16 protein-coding genes are annotated in these 17,982 nt (G+C 60.0%); 7 read left to right on the top strand and 9 right to left on the bottom strand.

Features of this window, described 5'->3' with window-relative positions:
• Positions 1 to 126: 126 nt before the first annotated feature.
• On the bottom strand, positions 127 to 1,074 hold the full coding sequence (gene pbpG, locus ACCW71_RS00280) for a D-alanyl-D-alanine endopeptidase (protein WP_436368826.1): 948 nt from the start codon (positions 1,072 to 1,074) through the stop codon (positions 127 to 129).
• Between the two features lie 176 nt (positions 1,075 to 1,250).
• Positions 1,251 to 1,838 (bottom strand): Yip1 family protein, encoded by a 588-nt coding sequence (locus ACCW71_RS00275; protein WP_436368824.1) that lies wholly within the window; start codon positions 1,836 to 1,838, stop codon positions 1,251 to 1,253.
• A gap of 205 nt (positions 1,839 to 2,043) precedes the next feature.
• Between ACCW71_RS00275 and ACCW71_RS00270 the strand changes: the two genes are divergently transcribed.
• Positions 2,044 to 2,622, top strand: coding sequence for a DedA family protein (locus ACCW71_RS00270; protein WP_436368823.1), 579 nt, complete (start codon positions 2,044 to 2,046; stop codon positions 2,620 to 2,622).
• On the opposite strand, the gene ACCW71_RS00265 is transcribed toward ACCW71_RS00270, so the two are convergent.
• Positions 2,616 to 3,389, bottom strand: coding sequence for an SDR family oxidoreductase (locus ACCW71_RS00265; protein WP_436368821.1), 774 nt, complete (start codon positions 3,387 to 3,389; stop codon positions 2,616 to 2,618). The two genes, ACCW71_RS00270 and ACCW71_RS00265, sit on opposite strands and share 7 nt — an antisense overlap.
• 138 nt (positions 3,390 to 3,527) lie before the next feature.
• Here ACCW71_RS00265 and ACCW71_RS00260 point away from each other — a divergent pair, with 138 nt between their 5' ends.
• The 3 genes from ACCW71_RS00260 (at position 3,528) to ACCW71_RS00250 (ending at position 8,453) form a co-directional block, all read left to right on the top strand.
• Positions 3,528 to 5,342, top strand: a complete 1,815-nt coding sequence (locus tag ACCW71_RS00260; protein WP_436368819.1) for a glycoside hydrolase family 15 protein — start codon at positions 3,528 to 3,530, stop codon at positions 5,340 to 5,342.
• Positions 5,343 to 5,541: 199 nt separating this feature from the next.
• Positions 5,542 to 6,666, top strand: a complete 1,125-nt coding sequence (locus tag ACCW71_RS00255) for a L,D-transpeptidase family protein (RefSeq protein WP_436368818.1) — start codon at positions 5,542 to 5,544, stop codon at positions 6,664 to 6,666.
• 185 nt (positions 6,667 to 6,851) lie between these two features.
• Positions 6,852 to 8,453: an inorganic phosphate transporter gene (locus ACCW71_RS00250; RefSeq protein ID WP_436368816.1), complete on the top strand. Its 1,602-nt coding sequence runs from the start codon at positions 6,852 to 6,854 to the stop codon at positions 8,451 to 8,453.
• A gap of 21 nt (positions 8,454 to 8,474) precedes the next feature.
• Here the strand turns inward: ACCW71_RS00250 and ACCW71_RS00245 are convergent, their stop codons facing one another.
• The 4 genes from ACCW71_RS00245 to ACCW71_RS00230 all read right to left on the bottom strand — a co-directional run bounded on the left by ACCW71_RS00245 (position 8,475) and on the right by ACCW71_RS00230 (position 12,679).
• Positions 8,475 to 9,662: an MFS transporter gene (locus ACCW71_RS00245; RefSeq protein WP_436368815.1), complete on the bottom strand. Its 1,188-nt coding sequence runs from the start codon at positions 9,660 to 9,662 to the stop codon at positions 8,475 to 8,477.
• Between the two features lie 70 nt (positions 9,663 to 9,732).
• Positions 9,733 to 10,683 (bottom strand): tRNA dihydrouridine(16) synthase DusC, encoded by a 951-nt coding sequence (gene dusC / locus ACCW71_RS00240; RefSeq protein ID WP_436368814.1) that lies wholly within the window; start codon positions 10,681 to 10,683, stop codon positions 9,733 to 9,735.
• Between the two features lie 2 nt (positions 10,684 to 10,685).
• Positions 10,686 to 12,053 carry an ATP-dependent RNA helicase RhlE gene (gene rhlE / locus ACCW71_RS00235; RefSeq protein WP_436368812.1) on the bottom strand — a complete coding sequence of 456 codons (1,368 nt, stop codon included), beginning with the start codon at positions 12,051 to 12,053 and terminating at the stop codon, positions 10,686 to 10,688.
• Positions 12,054 to 12,286: 233 nt separating this feature from the next.
• A complete protein-coding gene (locus ACCW71_RS00230; RefSeq protein ID WP_436368811.1) occupies positions 12,287 to 12,679 on the bottom strand; it encodes a YbhQ family protein in 393 nt (130 codons plus the stop codon).
• Positions 12,680 to 12,858: 179 nt separating this feature from the next.
• Here ACCW71_RS00230 and ACCW71_RS00225 point away from each other — a divergent pair, with 179 nt between their 5' ends.
• The 3 genes from ACCW71_RS00225 to ACCW71_RS00215 are packed head-to-tail and all read left to right on the top strand — an operon-like array spanning position 12,859 to position 15,826.
• Positions 12,859 to 13,620 carry an endonuclease/exonuclease/phosphatase family protein gene (locus ACCW71_RS00225; protein WP_436368810.1) on the top strand — a complete coding sequence of 254 codons (762 nt, stop codon included), beginning with the start codon at positions 12,859 to 12,861 and terminating at the stop codon, positions 13,618 to 13,620.
• Positions 13,617 to 14,861, top strand: a complete 1,245-nt coding sequence (clsB, locus tag ACCW71_RS00220; RefSeq protein ID WP_436368809.1) for a cardiolipin synthase ClsB — start codon at positions 13,617 to 13,619, stop codon at positions 14,859 to 14,861. Before ACCW71_RS00225 ends, clsB begins: the two co-directional genes overlap by 4 nt.
• Complete coding sequence (locus tag ACCW71_RS00215; protein WP_436368807.1) at positions 14,861 to 15,826, top strand: lysylphosphatidylglycerol synthase domain-containing protein; 966 nt, start codon at positions 14,861 to 14,863, stop codon at positions 15,824 to 15,826. Before clsB ends, ACCW71_RS00215 begins: the two co-directional genes overlap by 1 nt.
• Before the next feature lie 54 nt (positions 15,827 to 15,880).
• Here ACCW71_RS00215 and ACCW71_RS00210 read toward each other — a convergent pair whose 3' ends face one another.
• Together ACCW71_RS00210 and ACCW71_RS00205 are read right to left on the bottom strand one after the other, a co-directional pair.
• Positions 15,881 to 16,588: a Bax inhibitor-1/YccA family protein gene (locus ACCW71_RS00210; RefSeq protein ID WP_436368806.1), complete on the bottom strand. Its 708-nt coding sequence runs from the start codon at positions 16,586 to 16,588 to the stop codon at positions 15,881 to 15,883.
• A 223-nt stretch (positions 16,589 to 16,811) separates the two neighbouring features.
• Complete coding sequence (locus tag ACCW71_RS00205; RefSeq protein ID WP_436368805.1) at positions 16,812 to 17,906, bottom strand: DUF1615 domain-containing protein; 1,095 nt, start codon at positions 17,904 to 17,906, stop codon at positions 16,812 to 16,814.
• Positions 17,907 to 17,982 lie beyond the last annotated feature (76 nt).

The raw sequence follows: 17,982 nt of genomic DNA, 5'->3' as shown, positions 1-17,982 counted from the left end.
CTCTGGCTGAGAACCGGCCTGCGCTGGCGGCGGAAAGCGCGGCATATGGCGGGCTGCCGCGCCCTCCCCGCCCGCTCAGCGCGCGGACGCAGCCGGTGAGCGCAGCCGCGCTACACCGGCGATGTTCTACTCCACGCCGGCACTGTCGGCACCGTTGCTGGCGACCTGACCCGACTTCTGTTTTTTATAGGCCAGCGCGGCGGCTGGCACCGGTGCGGCTTTGCCGGTCTCAATCCAGCTGCGCAGGCGGCTGGCGTCGGCGAAGTGGGTATATTTGCCAAAGGCATCGAGCACCACCAGCGCCACCGGACGATTGTTGATCATGGTGCGCATCACCAGGCAGTGGCCCGCCTGATCGGTGTAGCCGGTCTTGGTCAGCTGAATATGCCAGTCATTCTTATAGACCAGATGGTTGGTATTGCGGAACGGCAGCGCGTAGCTCGGATGGGCAAACACCGCCGTCTCCTCTTTGGTGGTGCTGAGCGCGCCGAGCAGCGGATATTCCCGCGTCGCCTTGAGTAATTTCACCAGGTCCTGGGCGCTGGAGACGTTTTGCGTCGACAGCCCGGTTGGCTCGACGTAGCGGGTCTGCTTCATTCCCAGCGCACGCGCTTTGGCGTTCATCGCCCGGATAAAGGCGTTATAGCCGCCCGGATAGGCGTGGGCGAGGCTGGCGGCGGCGCGGTTTTCCGAGGACATCAGCGCCAGCAGCAGCATATTGCGGCGGCTGATCTGGCTGTTGAGTTTGACGCGCGAGAAGACGCCTCGCATCTCCGGGGTCTGGCTGATGTCGACGGTCAACATCTCATTCATCGGCTGATGCGCATCCAGCACCACCATCGCGGTCATCAGCTTGGTGATTGAGGCGATGGGCCTGACCCGGTCCGGGTGGCTGGAAAAGAGCACTTTATTGGTCGTGAGATCGACGATCATCGCGCTGCCTGAAGCGATCTGCGGCTGGGCAATCGGGGCCAGTTGCGACAGTGTCGTGGTCGCCTGCGCCGGAAGTGAAACCACCTGCCCGGAAACGAGCAGCGCCAGCGAAAGCAGGGTAAAACGAATTTTTGCAGGCATCGTAGAAAAAAACCCGGTTGAAATTGTGCGCTGTGTCAGACACAGGCCGCCCGCTTCGGTTGCGTCAGAGAGCAGGCTGGCAGCAGCATCATACCCGCAAGGTTAAGAAACTTCCTGGTGAGATTGTTTCCAGCCGTTAAAAAAGAGGCTGCCGCCTGAGCGGCGGCAGCCGGAGGTCAGAACAGACGGGGTCCATAGCCCCACAGCACCACGGTCAGCGCCAGTAAGACTTCAAACACCAGCACGCCAATCGCCAGGGTGGAACCGGAGAAGCGCAGGCTCTCTTCACGGTCGATATTGAGGAACAGCGGGATGCCGATATAGAGCAGATAGCCGGTATAGAGCAGCGCCAGCGCGCCAGCCAGTACGCAGAGCCAGACCAGCGGATAGAGCGCCACCAGCCCGCTGAGGAACAGCGGCGTGGCCACGTAGCCGGCAAACACGGTGCAGCGCTGCACGCCTGGCCGCTGCGGAAAATCACGCGCCATCCAGTGGATCACCCGGCCCATCACCGCGACGCCCCCCAGGATCAGCAGATAGAACAGGATGCCGAGCCCAATCCCGGTCGCCAGATTAAGCTGCACATATTGCCCCTCGCCCAGATTCCAGCCCAGCTGAGTGGTGCCAATAAAGGCGCAGATCACCGGGATCGCCGCCATCAGCAGGACATGGTGGGTGTAATGGTGCGAGACGCTCTCATTCTCTTGCTTGATATGACGCATTTCCTGATTCGGATGCGCCAGAAGTCCCCAGACATGGTTCATACAGTCACTCCTCTGCTGCGAAGGGCTGCCCGGTGAAGCATGCGTCTTTTGGGGCAGCGTCCTCTCAAGTATAAACGGCAACGCAATTTTCGTGGTGACCGGACAAAAAAAGAGCAGAAACGGACTCACCTGAGGCTCGCGGGCGGAAGCGAAGCCAAAACACGTATAAACTAATAAAAACAGCCACTGAACAGGGAGTGTCATTTTGCATCTGGATATCAACGCATTAATTACGCAGTACGGTTATCTGGCACTGCTTATTGGCTGTATAGCCGAAGGGGAAACGTTTACCTTACTGGGGGGCGTCGCCGCCCATGAGGGCCTGCTGCACTACGCGGGCGTGGTACTGGCCGCGATGGGCGGCGGAATTATCGGCGACCAGCTGCTCTACTGGATTGGCCGCCGCTGGGGAACCCGCATTCTGCGCCGTTTTAAAAAGCATCAGGATAAGGTGGTGAAGGCGAATCGCCTGATCAAGCGCCGTCCCAGCCTGTTTGTGATTGGCGTGCGCTTTATGTATGGCTTCCGCCTGATTGGTCCGATCATTATTGGTGCCAGCCGCCTCAATCCGATGAAGTTTTTTATCCTCAACATCATCGGGGCGGCTGTCTGGGCGCTGATCTTTGTCACCCTGGGCTACTTCGCGGGCGGCATCATCGCCCCGTGGCTGCACAAGCTCGACCAGCACCTGAAGCATCTGCTGTGGCTGGTCGGTGCGGTGGTGTTCGCCTTTGCGCTGCGCTGGGTGATCCGCCGCTGGCACAGCCGCCGCGCCGATCAGTAACCTTTGAACTGCGGATTCGCCAGCATAAAGCCGCCATCGATGATAAACGACTGGCCGGTGGTATAGGTCGCCCCATCGGAACAGAGCCAGGCGACCATGCTGGCAATCTCCTGGGTCTGCCCTGGCCGTCCCGCCGGGATTTCCGGCATTTTGACGGTGTGCGCGTCCTCGTCGCTCATCTTATTCATCGGCGTGGCGATGGCGCCCGGTGCCACCGCATTCACCAGAATATGGTGCGGCAGCAGGCTCAGCGCCATCGATTTGGTCAGGCCGCCTGCCGCATGTTTCGCGGCGGTGTAGGCCACCGAACCGGGCAGCGGCGTGTGCTCATGCACCGAGGTAATATTGATGATCCGTCCCCCTTCCCCCTGCTCCACCATTTTACGGGCGGCAATCTGGCCGCAGACAAACACCCCATCCACATCGACCGCAAAGGTTTTGCGCCAATCCTCGTAGGTGACATCGAGAAAATCCGCCTTGAAGTTAGCGCCAGCGTTGTTGACCAGCACGTCGATGCGACCGAAGCGGTCGATCAGCTGCTGGAGCGATTTGCCGCCCTGCTCGGGATCGGCTAAGTCGAGCTGGATAATTTCAGCGCGACGCCCTTTTTCCCGCACTTTCTGCGCGGTGCGCTGCGCACCCTCTTCATCAGAACGCCAGGTGATACCGATGTCAAAACCCTGCTCTGCCAGCATTTCCGCGCAGCGGGCGCCGATACCGGAATCAGAGGCGGTGATAATAGCGACGTGAGTCTGTGATGTGGTCATAGCGGTCTCCTCAGGAAAAGTGTCACCACCAGTATAGCCGCCGGAAAAATTCGCCCGCGCGTTAACCATCTGTGCCCAGGCGAAGCCGCAGCGGGTGGCTCGGCTATAGTTAGGAAGGACACTGACCGGGAGAGCAGGATGAGTAAGGTAAAACGTAAGATTGAGGATCATGGCGTCATCGGTGATTTACGCACCTGTGCGCTGGTCGCCAGTGACGGCACCATCGACTATCTCTGCTGGCCGGAACTCGATAGCCCTTCGGTTTTTTCAGCCCTGCTCGACAGCGACGAGGCCGGGCTTTTCTCGCTGGCTCCCGACTGGCCGGATGCGCGCCGCCAGCAGCTCTATCTGCCCGACACCAATATTTTGCAGACCCGCTGGCTGGATGAGGAAGGGGTCGCTGAAATCACCGATTACATGCCGATCTGTGATGATGCCGACAAGCTGCCACGCCTGATCCGCCGGGTTAAAATGGTGCGCGGCAGCGCGACCTTTGCTCTGCACTGTTCGCCCCGCCATGACTACGCCAGGGCGCAGACCCGCGCCGAAGCCGCGGGTGACTGCATCGATTTTCATGCCGAGGGACAACCGTCGCTGCGGCTGGCCGCCAGCGTGGCGATGACGCTGGAAGAGAACAGCGCCACCGCCCTCTTTACCCTGCAACCCGGCGAACATGCGCAGTTTGAATTTGGCAGCGTCGATGATGCCCATATCGAAGCGCTGAACACCGAACACTGCTTTGAAGAGACCCTTAACTACTGGCGGCGCTGGAGCGCCCGCAGCAACTATCAGGGACGCTGGCGCGAGATGGTGCAGCGTTCGGCGCTGGTGCTGAAGCTGCTGACGTCACATCAGTATGGCTCTATCGCCGCGGCCGCCACCTTTGGCCTGCCCGAGGAGCTGGGCGGCGAGCGCAACTGGGATTATCGCGCCTCCTGGATCCGCGACGCCTCGTTCAGCATGTATGCCCTGATGCGGCTGGGCTACACCGATGAAGCCAAACACTTTACCCACTGGGTCGGTCGTTGCGTGGAAAACAGCCATCACGATGAGATGCGGTTGCAGGTGATGTATCGGCTGGACAGCGGCACCGAACTGCATGAGATGGAGCTGCTGAATCTCTCCGGCTATGCCGACTCCACCCCGGTACGCATCGGCAATGGGGCGTGGCAGCAGACCCAGCTCGACATCTATGGCGAACTGATGGACGCCATCTATCTGGCCAATAAATATGGCGAGGCGATCTCGCACCGCGGCTGGCAGCATGTGGTCAAAATGATCGACTGGCTGTGCGAGAACTGGGATCAGCCCGACGCCGGGATCTGGGAGATGCGCGGCGAGCCGGAGCATTTCCTCCATTCGCGCCTGATGTGCTGGGTGGCGATGGATCGCGCCCTGCGTCTGGGCATGAAGCGATCGCTGCCGATGCCCTACGAGCGCTGGGATCGGGCGCGGCGGGAGATCCGCGAAGACATCTGGGCTAACTTCTGGAACCACGAGCGCGGCCACTTCTCCGCGACCCGTCACGGCGAACATCTCGACGCCTCGATGCTGCTGATGCCGCTGGTGCGCTTTGTCGGGGCCACCGACCCGGACTGGATCGCCACGCTCGACGCGATTAAAACCAATCTGGTCAGCGACGGCATGGTGCGACGTTACAATATCCATGAGACGCCCGCCGACGGCCTGAAGGGATCGGAAGGTTCATTTGGTGCCTGTTCCTTCTGGTATGTCGAATGTCTGGCGCGTGCTGGCCGGATTCAGGAGGCGCACTTTGAATTTGAGAAGCTGCTGAGCTACGCCAATCCGCTGGGGCTCTATGCCGAGGAGTTCGACGCCCATGGTCATGCGCTGGGTAACACGCCGCAGGCGCTGACCCATCTGGCGTTAATCAGTGCCGCCTTTTTCCTGAATCGCAAACTCAGCGGCGAACAGACGCAGTGGCAGCCCTGAAGCCGGTGGTTTTTCGTGCCCCCTGTTTCCGTAAATGCGCTAACATCCGGGCGGGATTTACGTAAAGTATTGCAGGCAGGTTAAAATCCCGATTCACAACCTCAGATTAATGAACATATAATGCGCAGCAGGTCACATTGGCCCGCATCGGTTCGACACATTGACAAGCCTGAAACATGGCGATAAAGACTTGTAAAATATGAAAATGAGCATTCGCGCGTTCGCTTCAATCGCATTAGCTTTGGCGGCTTTTAGTCAGTCAGCTTTTGCTGTGGTTTACCCGTTACCGCCGGCTAACAGCCGTCTGATCGGGGAAAATATTGAAATTACCGTCCCTGAAGATAGCAAGCTGCCGCTGGAAGCCTTTGCGGCGCAGTACCAGATGGGCCTCAGCAATATGCTGGAAGCCAATCCGGGCGTTGACGTTTATCTGCCGAAGGCTGGCAGCAAAATGATCATTCCTCAACAGCTGATCCTGCCCGACGCCCCGCGTGAAGGCATTGTGATCAACAGCGCTGAAATGCGTCTTTACTACTACCCGAAAGGCAGCAAAACCGTGGTGGTGCTGCCGATTGGTATCGGCGAGCTGGGTAAAGATACCCCGATCAACTGGACCACGACGGTAGAACGTAAAAAAGATGGCCCGACCTGGACGCCAACCAAAGGTATGCACGCGGACTACGCGGCACGCGGTGAAACGCTGCCCGCGGTCTTCCCGGCTGGCCCCGATAACCCGATGGGCCTCTATGCGCTCTATATCGGTCGCCTCTATGCGATTCACGGCACCAACGCCAACTTCGGCATCGGCCTGCGCGTGAGCCACGGCTGTGTCCGTCTGCGCGCCGATGATATTAAGTGGCTGTTCCAGAATGTGCCGGTCGGCACCCGCGTTCAGTTCATCGATCAGCCGGTGAAAGCGACCGTTGAGCCGGACGGTTCACGCTATCTGGAAGTGCACAATCCGCTGTCGACCACCGAAGAGCAGTTTAACTCGCGCGAGCTGGTGCCGATTACGCTGACCCAGGCGGTAAGCAAGGTGCTGGTGGATACCAGCGTCAATCAGGATCAGGTTAACGCCGCGATTCAGAGCCGTAACGGTATGCCGGTAAAAGTGAACGGTGTGGAAAACAACGTCCAGACCGCACCGGTTGAAGTCCCGGAAAACCCACAGGCCACCCCGCAGGAGCAGCCGATGACGCCAGTGGCCCCACAGGGCGCTGACACTGACCCGGCGCAGCCTCAGCAGCCGGCCACTGAGCCCGCCGCCCCGGCCGCACCGGTAACCTCAGCAGCCCCTGCAACAGCAACGAATAACAACTCGTAGTTGCCGCCCTGCTCTCAGAAGCCAGCGCCTGTCGCTGGCTTTTTTATTGGCTTTCTCCCGCACTTCTGCCGCTAACCCTGACCGCCTGCCCCGCCCGCCATCATTTTTCTGTCATATAAAGCGCGTATCACACTGCGTTGAGCTGGTGCAGATCAGCACCCGGCATCCGCAACATGAGGTACACCATGAGCGAAAACAGTCTCTCCTCCTCATCGCCCCAGGGCCGCCCTGATTTCAATAGCAAAAGCAGCCGCTTCAGCAAACCGCTGTTCTTTATGCTGCTGATCGCCGGTCTGGCCTTCGCCGGACTCAATCTGGTCAATGACGTTGAAGAGACCAACATGCCGGTGACCAGCTATCTGCCGTTCTTTCTGCTGGGGCTGGCGCTGCTGATTGCGCTGGGCTTTGAGTTCGTGAACGGCTTTCACGATACCGCCAACGCGGTCGCCACGGTGATCTACACCCATTCGCTGACGCCTGGCGTGGCGGTGGTCTGGTCGGGATTGTGTAACTTTCTTGGCGTGCTGCTCTCCAGCGGTGTGGTCGCCTTTGGCATTATCTCCCTGCTGCCGGTTGAGCTGATTTTACAGGCCAGCAGCGGTAACGGTTTCGCGATGGTCTATGCGCTGCTCTTTTCCGCCATTATCTGGAACCTCGGCACCTGGTATTTTGGCCTGCCCTCCTCCTCCTCGCATACCCTGATCGGCTCGATTATCGGGGTCGGCGTCGCCAATGCGATGCTGCACGGCCGCAGCGGGCTGAGCGGCGTGGACTGGGAGCAGGCGCTGAAGGTGGGATATGCGCTGCTGCTGTCGCCGGTGGTCGGTTTTGTCTGCGCCGGACTACTGCTCTGGGTGATGAAGCTGTTTATCCGCAATCGCCAGCTCTATCAGGCCCCGAAAAGCGATCAGTCGCCACCGGTCTGGATCCGTGGCCTGCTGATCCTGACCTGTACCGGCGTCTCCTTTGCCCACGGCTCCAACGATGGCCAGAAAGGGATGGGGCTGATTATGCTGATCCTGGTCGGCACCATGCCGATCGCCTATGCGCTGAACCGATCGCTGCCCGCCGATCAGATCCCACGGGTGGCCGCGCTGACGGAAGTCACCGCCCATCAGCTGCTGCAACTGCAACCGGCCACCACGCCCGCCCCCGCCTCCCGCGAGGTGCTGACCGGCTTTGTCGCCACTAACCGAGTGACACCTGAGGTGCTGCCCGCGCTGGCGATGACCCTCAATGAGGTCGGTGATGAGATCCGTCGTTACGGCTCGATGGACAACATTCCGGCGCAGTCGGTGACCAACACCCGCAACCAGATGTATCTGGCGTCAGAGGCGATCAAGCATCTGCACAGTACGGAGCTGACGTTACCGGCCGCGACGCAACGCAATCTGAACGCGGTGAAAAGCGAACTCGACAGCGCCACCCGCTTTATTCCGATGTGGGTCAAGGTGGTGGTGGCGATTGCGCTGGGACTCGGCACTATGGTGGGCTGGCGACGGATTGTGGTCACGGTGGGCGAACGGATCGGCAAAACCCATCTGAGCTATGCGCAGGGAGCCAGCGCCGAACTGGTGGCGATGGCGACCATCGGGGCGGCGGATGGTTTCGGCCTGCCGGTCTCGACCACGCATGTGCTGTCGTCCGGTGTGGCCGGAACGATGGCGGCCAACCGCTCCGGCTTACAGCTTTCGACCCTGCGTAATCTGGCGATGGCCTGGCTGTTAACCCTGCCGGTGTCGGTTCTGCTCTCCGCCCTGCTCTACGGGCTGTTTACCCGGTTCTGAATGGTGTCGGGCTTGTCGCGCTCAGGCGGCAAGCCGCTGCTGCCAGTAAAGCCGCAGCGTAATCGCCAGCGCGCCCAGCACCATCAGCGCGGCGGCCAGATAGACTGACTGCATACCCCAGTGGCCGATCAACAGCCCCGCCACCGGACCGGTCAGGCCCAGACCGAGATCGAGAAAGGCGGAATAGGTGCCGAGCGCCGAGCCCTGATCCTGCTGCTCAACCCGCTTCACCGCCTCCACGCCCAGCGCCGGAAAGATCAGGGAAAAGCCGCTGCCGGTCAGGAAAGCACCCGCGCCCGCCAGCCAGGCGCTCTCCGCCTGCCAGATAATCAATAATCCCAGACACTCTAGCAGCAGAGAGAGCAGCGAGACGCGCAGACCGCCAAAGCGGGTGATAAAACGGCCAAAGCCGAGCCGCACCAGCACGAATCCCAGGCTGAACAGCGTCAGCGCATAAGCGGCACCCTGCCAGTCGCGGCTGGCAAAATAGAGGGTGATAAAGGTGGCGATCACGCCAAAACCAATGGTGCCGAAGCCGAGCGCCAGACCGTAGAGCCAGACCCGGGAAAAGACGCGATGAAACGGGATGCGTTCGCCGACAGTGACCGTCACCGCCGGTTTGCGGCTGGCCAGCAGATAGCCCGCTATCCCCATCAGCGCAATCAGCCCGGCAAATCCGCTCATGCCAAAGTGGGTGTTAAGCAGCACGCCCAGCGGCGCACCCACCGCCATCGCCAGATAGGTGGCGACGCCATTCCAGGAGATGACGCGCGCGGTCTGCATCGGCCCGACGATATTCATGCCCCACAGCGTGGAGCCGGTGCTGCTGAAACTTTCGCCCACCCCCAGGCAGAGTCGCCCGGCGGCCAGCAGCGTCAGGCTCAGCACCGGCCAGCCGCTCAGCAGGGCGGCCACAATGGTCAGCACCCCGCTCATGCCGCAGCAGAGCAGCCCCAGCATCACCACCCGTTTCGGTCCGAGCCGATCGGCCAGACGGCCGGAGTGTGGACGGCTGAGTAAGGTGGCGAAATATTGCAGGCTGATGATCAGTCCGGCGGCAAAAGAGCTGAAGCCGAGCTGATTTTTGACGAAGCCAGGCAGTACCGCCAGCGGCAGTCCAACGGAGAGATAGCAGAAGAAGGTGAAAACGATAACAGAGAGGATGCGTTTATTGAGCTGGCTGTTGCTCAACAGAGCGGCGTCAGACATAGCAGACCTGAAGTGCGGAAAATTTTTCCTACTATAGCGTCAGAGCCGTGATCGGTCGTCCGCTTTTTTATCACAAACCATGAACAGCGGCATGGCGATCGATCGCCTGTGCAATGTCGCCCGACGATTTTAACGCCCGGATTTCACTGAATAAGTCCTCTGCGTCGTGATATTCCTTACGCAGATAACCGAGCCACTGTTTGATACGCGCCACGTGATAGAGGCCGGTATCGCCCTGCTTTTCCAGCCGGCTATATTTCTGCAACAGGCGCACCACCTCAGGCCAGGCCATCGGCGGTTCGTTATATTTCACCACCCGGCTCAGGTTGGGAACGTTGAGCGCGCCCCGGCCAATCATCACCGCATCGCAGCCGGTCACGGCCATGCATGCCTGCGCACTCTGCCAGTCGCGGATTTCGCCGTTGGCGATAACCGGAATGCGCAGCCGCTGACGAATCTCGCCGATGGCTGGCCAGTTAATCGCCTCGGCGCGATAGCCTTCCTCTTTGGTGCGGCCATGTACCACCAGTTCGCTGGCCCCGGCCTGCTGGACCGCATCGGCAATCTCCAGACTGCGGGCGCTGGAATCCCAGCCGAGCCGCACTTTCACCGTCACCGGCAAATCGGCAGGCACCGCTTCACGCATCGCTTTCGCGCCGCGATAAATCAGATCGGGATCTTTTAGCAGGGTTGCGCCGCCGCCGCTGCCGTTGACCAGTTTAGAGGGACAACCACAGTTGAGATCGACGCCCCAGGAGCCCAGCTCCACCGCGCGTGCGGCGTTCTCGGCTAACCATTGGGGATGCTGCCCCAGCAGCTGCATCCGCACCCGCGTGCCGGATGGCGTGCGGCTGGCGTTATGCAGCTCGGGACAGAGGCGGTAGAAGGATTTTACCGGCAGCAGCTGATCGACCACGCGCAGAAACTCGGTAATACAGAGATCGTAGTCGTTCACTTCCGATAACAGCTGGCGCACCAGCGAATCAAGCACGCCCTCCATCGGCGCCAGTAAAACCCTCATACTCAGACGTTTCCGGTGCGCTTCGCTGCGGCCGGACGACGCGGACGGGCAGCGGGTTTATCACCCTGCGGCGCGGACTGGCCTGGACGACGCGACTGTGGACGCTTGTCACCGGATGAGCGCGGTGCGCCTGCACCCTGTCCACCCTGACCGCGGCCACGACCGCCGCCACCGGCACCGCCACGCGACTGCTGCTGGCGTCCGTTAATGATCGGCTCCGCTTTGATGCTCGGATCGGGTTCATAACCGGGGATCGCCAGGCGCGGAATTTCACGCTTCAGCAGACGTTCAATATCCCGCAGCAGTTTATGCTCATCCACACAGACCAGCGACAGCGCGACGCCGGTGGCGGCCGCACGACCGGTACGGCCGATACGGTGAACATAATCTTCGGCGACGTTCGGCAGCTCGTAGTTCACTACGTGTGGCAGCTCTTCAATATCCAGGCCACGGGCCGCGATATCGGTAGCGACCAGCACGCGGATACCGCCGGACTTAAAGTCAGCCAGCGCGCGGGTTCGTGCGCCCTGGCTCTTGTTGCCGTGGATCGCGGCGGCGGTGATGCCATCTTTGCCCAGTTGCTCGGCCAGATGGTTCGCACCATGTTTGGTACGGGTAAAGACCAGCACCTGCTGCCAGTTGCCTTCACCGATTAGCTGCGACAGCAGTTCCCGCTTGCGCTTCTTATCGACGAAATGCACCTGCTGCGCCACCTGCTCAGAGGCGGTGTTGCGGCGAGCGACTTCGATCAGCTCCGGGTTGGTCAGCAGTTTTTCCGCCAGACCTTTAATCTCATCCGAGAAGGTGGCAGAGAACAGCAGGTTCTGACGTTTCGCCGGCAGGCGCGCCAGCACGCGACGGATGTCGTGGATAAAGCCCATATCGAGCATCCGGTCCGCTTCATCCAGCACCAGCACTTCGACCTGCGACAGATCGACGGCGTTCTGTTGCGCCAGATCGAGCAGACGGCCCGGTGTTGCCACCAGAATATCGACGCCGCCACGCAGTTTAACCATCTGTGGATTGATGCTGACGCCGCCAAATACCACCATCGAACGCAGGGAGAGATATTTGCTGTAGTCGCTGACGTTTTCGCCCACCTGCGCCGCCAGTTCACGGGTCGGGGTGAGGATCAGCGCGCGCACCGGGCGACGGCCGCGCACCGGCGTGCTGCTGGCCGCGAGTTTCTGTAATAACGGTAAGGTAAAACCGGCCGTTTTGCCGGTGCCGGTCTGGGCACTCGCCAGCAGATCGCGGCCTGCCAGCACCACAGGAATCGCCTGGCGCTGGATAGGTGTAGGTTCGCTGTAGCCTTGTTCGGCGACCGCGCGCAAAATATCGGCACTCAGGCCGAGAGAGTCAAAAGACATTACGTGATTTACTCCGGGTCCGCTCTGGCCGTGATTCACGGTGTAGTTTTCAGAGGGATAGTGACGCCAGCTGGGGCTGACGCATGAAAAGGGCACAAACTACGATGCGTAAGCGGGCGAGTGTAGCAGCTTTAGGCGCGCTGTGCGAGATAGCTCACATTTGCTCACACAACTTATCCTCTAATCCGCGGGTGCGGCAGAAACAGGAAGGCCACCCGGAGGTGGCCTTCAGCTTAGCTACGTTTTTTTTCGATTCGCCGCGGCGGCTCTTTCGCCAGCAGCGAGACCAGCGCCGGACCCAGCAACATTACCACGCCGAGGCACGCCAGCAGCAGGTTGTTGTGGTAGATCCGCGACACCAGAAAGAGTGTCATCATGGCGGCGCCAAAGTAGTAAGTGGTGGTCGCTTCTTCAAGATAATCGCCGAGCGTGCGTAACCGGGCAATGCGCTGCGTAATCAGCATGGCGATAAACACCAGCGCATAGGTTGCCACCAGCGTGCTGCAAACATCGACCAGCGCTTTGTGTTTCCAGCCCCAGATCAACGCTGCGATCACCAGCAGATGCATAGCGATATGCATGTACGTCTGACCCGTGATGATTTGAATACGATTAGACCATTTCATTCAGTTCTCCTGGCAGACCCAACAGGTCGCCCAAGTGCTACCGGCACAAGCCGGAAACGGTTTCCTCAATGTAAAACAATTTTCGGATAACACCCTAATTATCACCCTCTTTCACCACTCATTTGTGACAAAGACTACACTTTGATTCTATTGATGATGAAAAGGAGTGCGTCGCGAGTATGCCACAAAACCAGCAAGGATTTTCAATTAAAGTCCTGACGATCAACACACACAAGGGTTTCGCCCCTTTTAATCGCCGCTTCATTTTGCCGGAATTACGCGAAGCCGTTCGCGCAACCTCGGCAGATGTGGTCTTTTTGCAGGAGGTGATGGGCACCCATGCGATTCACCCGCTGCACCATGAAAACTGGCCCGATTCACCCCACTATGAGTTTCTGGCCGACACCATGTGGAACGATTTTGCCTACGGGCGCAACGCGGTCTATCCCGAAGGCCATCATGGCAACGCCGTGCTGTCGCGCTTCCCGATTACCGATTATGAGAACCGGGACATCTCGGTGGCGGGCAGTGAGAATCGCGGCATGCTGCACTGCCAGATCGCCCTGCCAGAGCCACACGGCACCCTGCATGTCATCTGCGTGCATCTCGGTCTGAAAGAGGCGCATCGTCACAGCCAGATGAAGATGATCTGTGAGCATGTCTCCTCGCTGCCGCCCGATGCGCCGGTGGTGGTGGCGGGCGATTTCAACGACTGGCAGCGACGCGCCAACGCAATATTGAAACAGGGCGCAGGCCTGAAAGAGGTATTTAGCATGAAAACCGGACGCCCGGCGCGCACCTTTCCGGCGCGCTTCCCGCTTCTGCGGCTTGACCGCATCTATGTGCGCAACGCCACCGTCAGCCATCCGTGGGCGCTGCCGCGTAAGCCCTGGTCGCACCTCTCCGATCATGCGCCGCTGGCGGTGGAGATTCACCTATGAATTTCACCTGGCAGGAAGGCAACCGGCTGCTGCTGCTGGAGAATGGCGAAGCCTTTTTCCCGCGCGTCTTTGGCGCGATCCAGCGGGCAGAGCGCACGGTACTGATCGAAACCTTTATTCTGTTTGAAGATGAGGTGGGCAACGCCCTGCACCGCGAACTGCTGGCGGCGGCGCAGCGCGGCGTGCGGGTCGAAGTGATGGTCGATGGCTATGGCTCCCCCGACCTCTCCGAACAATTCGTTAACAGCCTGACCAGCGCGGGCGTGCGCTTCATCTATTACGATCCGCGCCCGCTGGTGATGGGGATGCGCACCAACGTCTTCCGCCGTCTGCACCGCAAAACGGTGGTGGTGGATGAGGTGGTCGCCTTTGTCGGCGGCATCAACTTCTCCGCGGAGCACAACACCGATTACGGCCCGGAAGCCAAGCAGGATTACGCGGTGCAGGTAAAAGGTCCGGTGGTGGGTGACATCGCCCGCTATCTGCAACAGGCGATTGGCAGCGAATCACATACCCGCCGCTGGTGGGGATCGCGCTCCCATCGCCCGGCGCGCAACGCCACCCCCGGCGACGCGCAGGTGCTCTACGTCTATCGCGACAACGACGAACATCGTGACGACATCGAAGTGCACTATCTGGAGATGCTGCGCGAGGCGAAGCGGGACGTGATTATCGCCAACGCCTACTTCTTTCCCGGCTACCGGTTGCTGCGCGAGATGCGCAACGCGGCGCAGCGTGGCGTCCGGGTACGGCTGATTGTGCAGGGCGAGCCCGATATGCCGATTGTCAAAGTGGGCGCTGAGCTGCTCTACAACTATCTGGTCGATGGCGGCGTAGAAGTTTACGAATATATCCGTCGTCCGCTGCACGGCAAGGTCGCGGTCAAGGATGACCACTGGGCCACCGTTGGTTCCAGCAACCTCGACCCGCTCAGCCTGTCGCTTAACCTTGAAGCCAATCTGATTATTCACGATCGGCCCTTTAACCAGACGCTGCGTGACAATCTGGAAGCGCTGCTGGCCAACGACTGCCAGCGCGTGCAGGACGATCGACTGCCGCCGCGCAACTGGTGGCAGCTGAGCAAGAGCGTGGTGGTGTTCCACTTTCTGCGCCACTTCCCGGCGATTGCCGGCTGGTTACCGGCGCATACCCCGCGTCTGGCCCAGGTCGATCCGCCGGTGCAGCCGGAGCTGGAGACGCAAGATCGCGTTGAAGCCGAGAATGAAGGAGCAAAACCCTGATGGCGAACAAGCATCCACGCTGGCAGCTGGCGAAAAAGATCCTTACCGTGCTGTTTTTTATCGCGGTGGTGGTTCTGCTGGTGGTTTATGCCCGCAAAGTGAACTGGGAAGATGTCTATAACGTTATTGTTAACTACAACCGCTTTGTGGTGCTGACCGCCGCCGGGCTGGTGGTGCTGAGCTATCTGGTTTATGGCTGTTACGACTTAATCGGCCGCGCCTACTGCGGCCATAAACTGGCGAAGCGGCAGGTGATGCTGGTGTCGTTTATCTGCTACGCCTTTAACCTGACGCTGAGTACCTGGGTCGGCGGCGTGGCGATGCGCTACCGGCTCTATTCCCGCCTCGGCCTCGACAGCGGCACCATCACCCGCATCTTCTCCCTGAGCATCGCCACCAACTGGCTGGGCTATATCCTGCTGGCCGGGGTGGTGTTCAGCGCCGGAATGGTGTCGATCCCCGGCGGCTGGTTTATTGGTGAAACCACGCTGCGGCTGATTGGCGGGCTGCTGCTGATTCTGGTGGCGGTCTACCTGTGGGCCTGCGCCTTCTCGAAACAGCGGCGCTGGACGATAAAAGGCCAGACGTTACAGCTGCCTTCGCTGCGCATGGCGCTGTTACAGTTTGGCGTGTCGTGCGCCAACTGGATGGTGATGGGGGCGATTATCTGGCTGCTGCTGGGACGGGATGTGGGCTATCCGATGGTGCTGGGTGTGCTGCTGATCAGCAGTATCGCCGGGGTGATCATCCATATTCCGGCCGGGATTGGCGTTCTGGAAGCGGTGTTTCTGGCGCTGCTCAGCGGTCAGCACGCCTCACACGGCACGATCATCGCCGCGCTGCTGGCCTATCGGGTGCTCTACTTTATTTTGCCGCTGCTGCTGGCGCTGGTGCTCTATCTGGGGCTGGAGAGTCGGGCGAAGCATCTGCGACAGAAGAACGAGCAGAAATTACAGAAGTCATAAACGCGCGAGGGAGGCGCAACCGGTGCGCCTCCCCCGCTACTTTAAACTGCCCGCTTAACGGCGGTTGCCGAAAATCCGTAGCAGCATCAGGAACAGGTTGATGAAGTCGAGATAGAGGGTTAACGCGCCCATAATCGAATAGCGACGCAGGTTCTCGGTATCACGCGCATCGATCTGCTCACCGATGTTTTTCAGCTTCTGGGTGTCATAGGCGGTCAGACCCACAAACACCACCACCCCGATGTAGGTAATCGCCCACATCAGCGCCGGACTCTTCAGCCAGAAGTTCACCAGCGACGCCAGCACAATACCAATCAGCGCCATAAACAGCAGGCTGCCAAAGCGACTCAGATCGCGTTTGGTGGTATAGCCGTAGAAGCTCATCGCGCCGAACATTCCGGCGGTGACAAAGAAGGTGCTGGCGATTGAGGAGTAGGTGTAGACCAGGAAAATACTCGCCATCGTCACGCCGGTCAGCGCCGAATAGAGCATAAACAGCCCGGTCGCCACCGCCCCGCTCAGACGATGCACCATGCCGGAGAGGACGAAGACCAGCGCCAGCTGCGCGATAATCAGCCCGAAGAAGGTGAAGCGGCTGGCAAACACCAGCTCCATCACCGCCGGAGTGCGGGCCGCGAACCAGGAGACAAAGGCGGTCAGCAGCAGGCCGCAGGTCATCCAGCCATAGACCTGCGCCATGTAAGCCTGAAGCCCACGTGACCCGGACTGAACAATGGAGTTGTTTTGTGGATATCGATCCATGATGCACCTCTTGTTGATCGGTTTAAAACAGGCCCCGTAAACGGAGCCGGGTTAACAGCCTGTGTTAGCAGGCGTCTGATGTTGCCGCCAGTGTACCCATGGCGCGTGAGTAATCCCAACGGTGCGACACAGAGATGACGAACCAGGCCCAGGGGTCAGAAGGACAAATCTGGATAACGTCTAAGTGTGGCACAGCTCAGCTCAACTGCGCCACAACATGCTGTTAACGTCGCGACAGACACTGCTGATAACGGCTGTCAACGCGCTGGGCAAACCACGCCGTGGTCAGATTACGGGTAATTTTCGGGCTCTCCAGTTTGATGCCTGGCAACATTTCACGCGGCAGCCGGCGACCGGCCATTTTATCCGCCAGGGTAAAGACCTGTTTCCACAGCTCGCTGTCGCTGAACGTCTCCTTCTCCCCTTTCTCCAGGTCGCGGCGAATGTCGCTGTTGCTCATATCGATCTGCTTCGCCAGGGTGCGCACCGCCAGTTCGGTGCTGCCTGCCGCGTCCGAGCCATAAAGAATCAGATCGCCATCCAGCGCCAGCTTCATCCCGGTGGCCCGCGCCACGGCCGCCTGAAACGCGGCATTACGGCTGGCGTACCAGCCCGCGTTGAAGTCAGCAAAGCGATAGAGCGGCTGGCTGTAGTCGGCCGGATAGCCGAGCAGATGCAGCGTGCCGAAGTAGATCCCGCCGTGACGGGTAAAGACTTCACGCCGGATGGTGCCATCAACCGGCCACGGATAGCCCTTCGCATGGGCTTCAGCAAAGGCGATGCTGACCTGCATCGGCCCGCCGGTGTGGATCGGATTGAGATTGCCAAACAGCGTCTGGCCCATCGGTACCATGTCGATCAGGTCATCAAAAATGGCGCTCAGCTCTTTTTCACTGCGCACTTTATCCAGCCGGGCCGCGTAGCTTTCACCGGTGGGTGATTTAATCAGCAGCGCGGTGCGCACCAGGAAGGCGGGGACATGCACTTTAGCCGCCCGGCGATCGATCTCAGCCCAGGCGATTTTCGGCAGGCCAGGTACGGCGGCCTCCGCGCTGAAGCCCGACTCCTGATCCGCCACGGCGATCACCGCGCAGAGGTTGCTGGCGCTGGGATCGAGCTGCTGGGTGCGGAAGGTGGTGTAGATGTCGTCAGCCCACGCCGCTTTATTACTGACGTGCGACGGCAGCAGTCGCTGGATCTGCGCTTTGACATCCTCGGGCTGCCGGATCGGCGCTTCGGGGCTTTTCTTGCTGCTACAACCCGCCAGCACCAGCGCGGCGACCAGCGTCAGACGTTGCAGAATCGGAGTGAATGACATGCCTGTCCTCAGAATGAACCAAACCTCTACTCTATCATTGCCAGAGTTTCACAGTCAGGAGAGAACTGAACTAAGG

Origin of the sequence: Pantoea sp. C2G6 (assembly GCF_051336815.1) — a bacterium.
Classification (GTDB): Bacteria; Pseudomonadota; Gammaproteobacteria; order Enterobacterales; family Enterobacteriaceae; genus Pantoea.
This window is presented reverse-complemented; position numbering and strand designations above follow the sequence as displayed.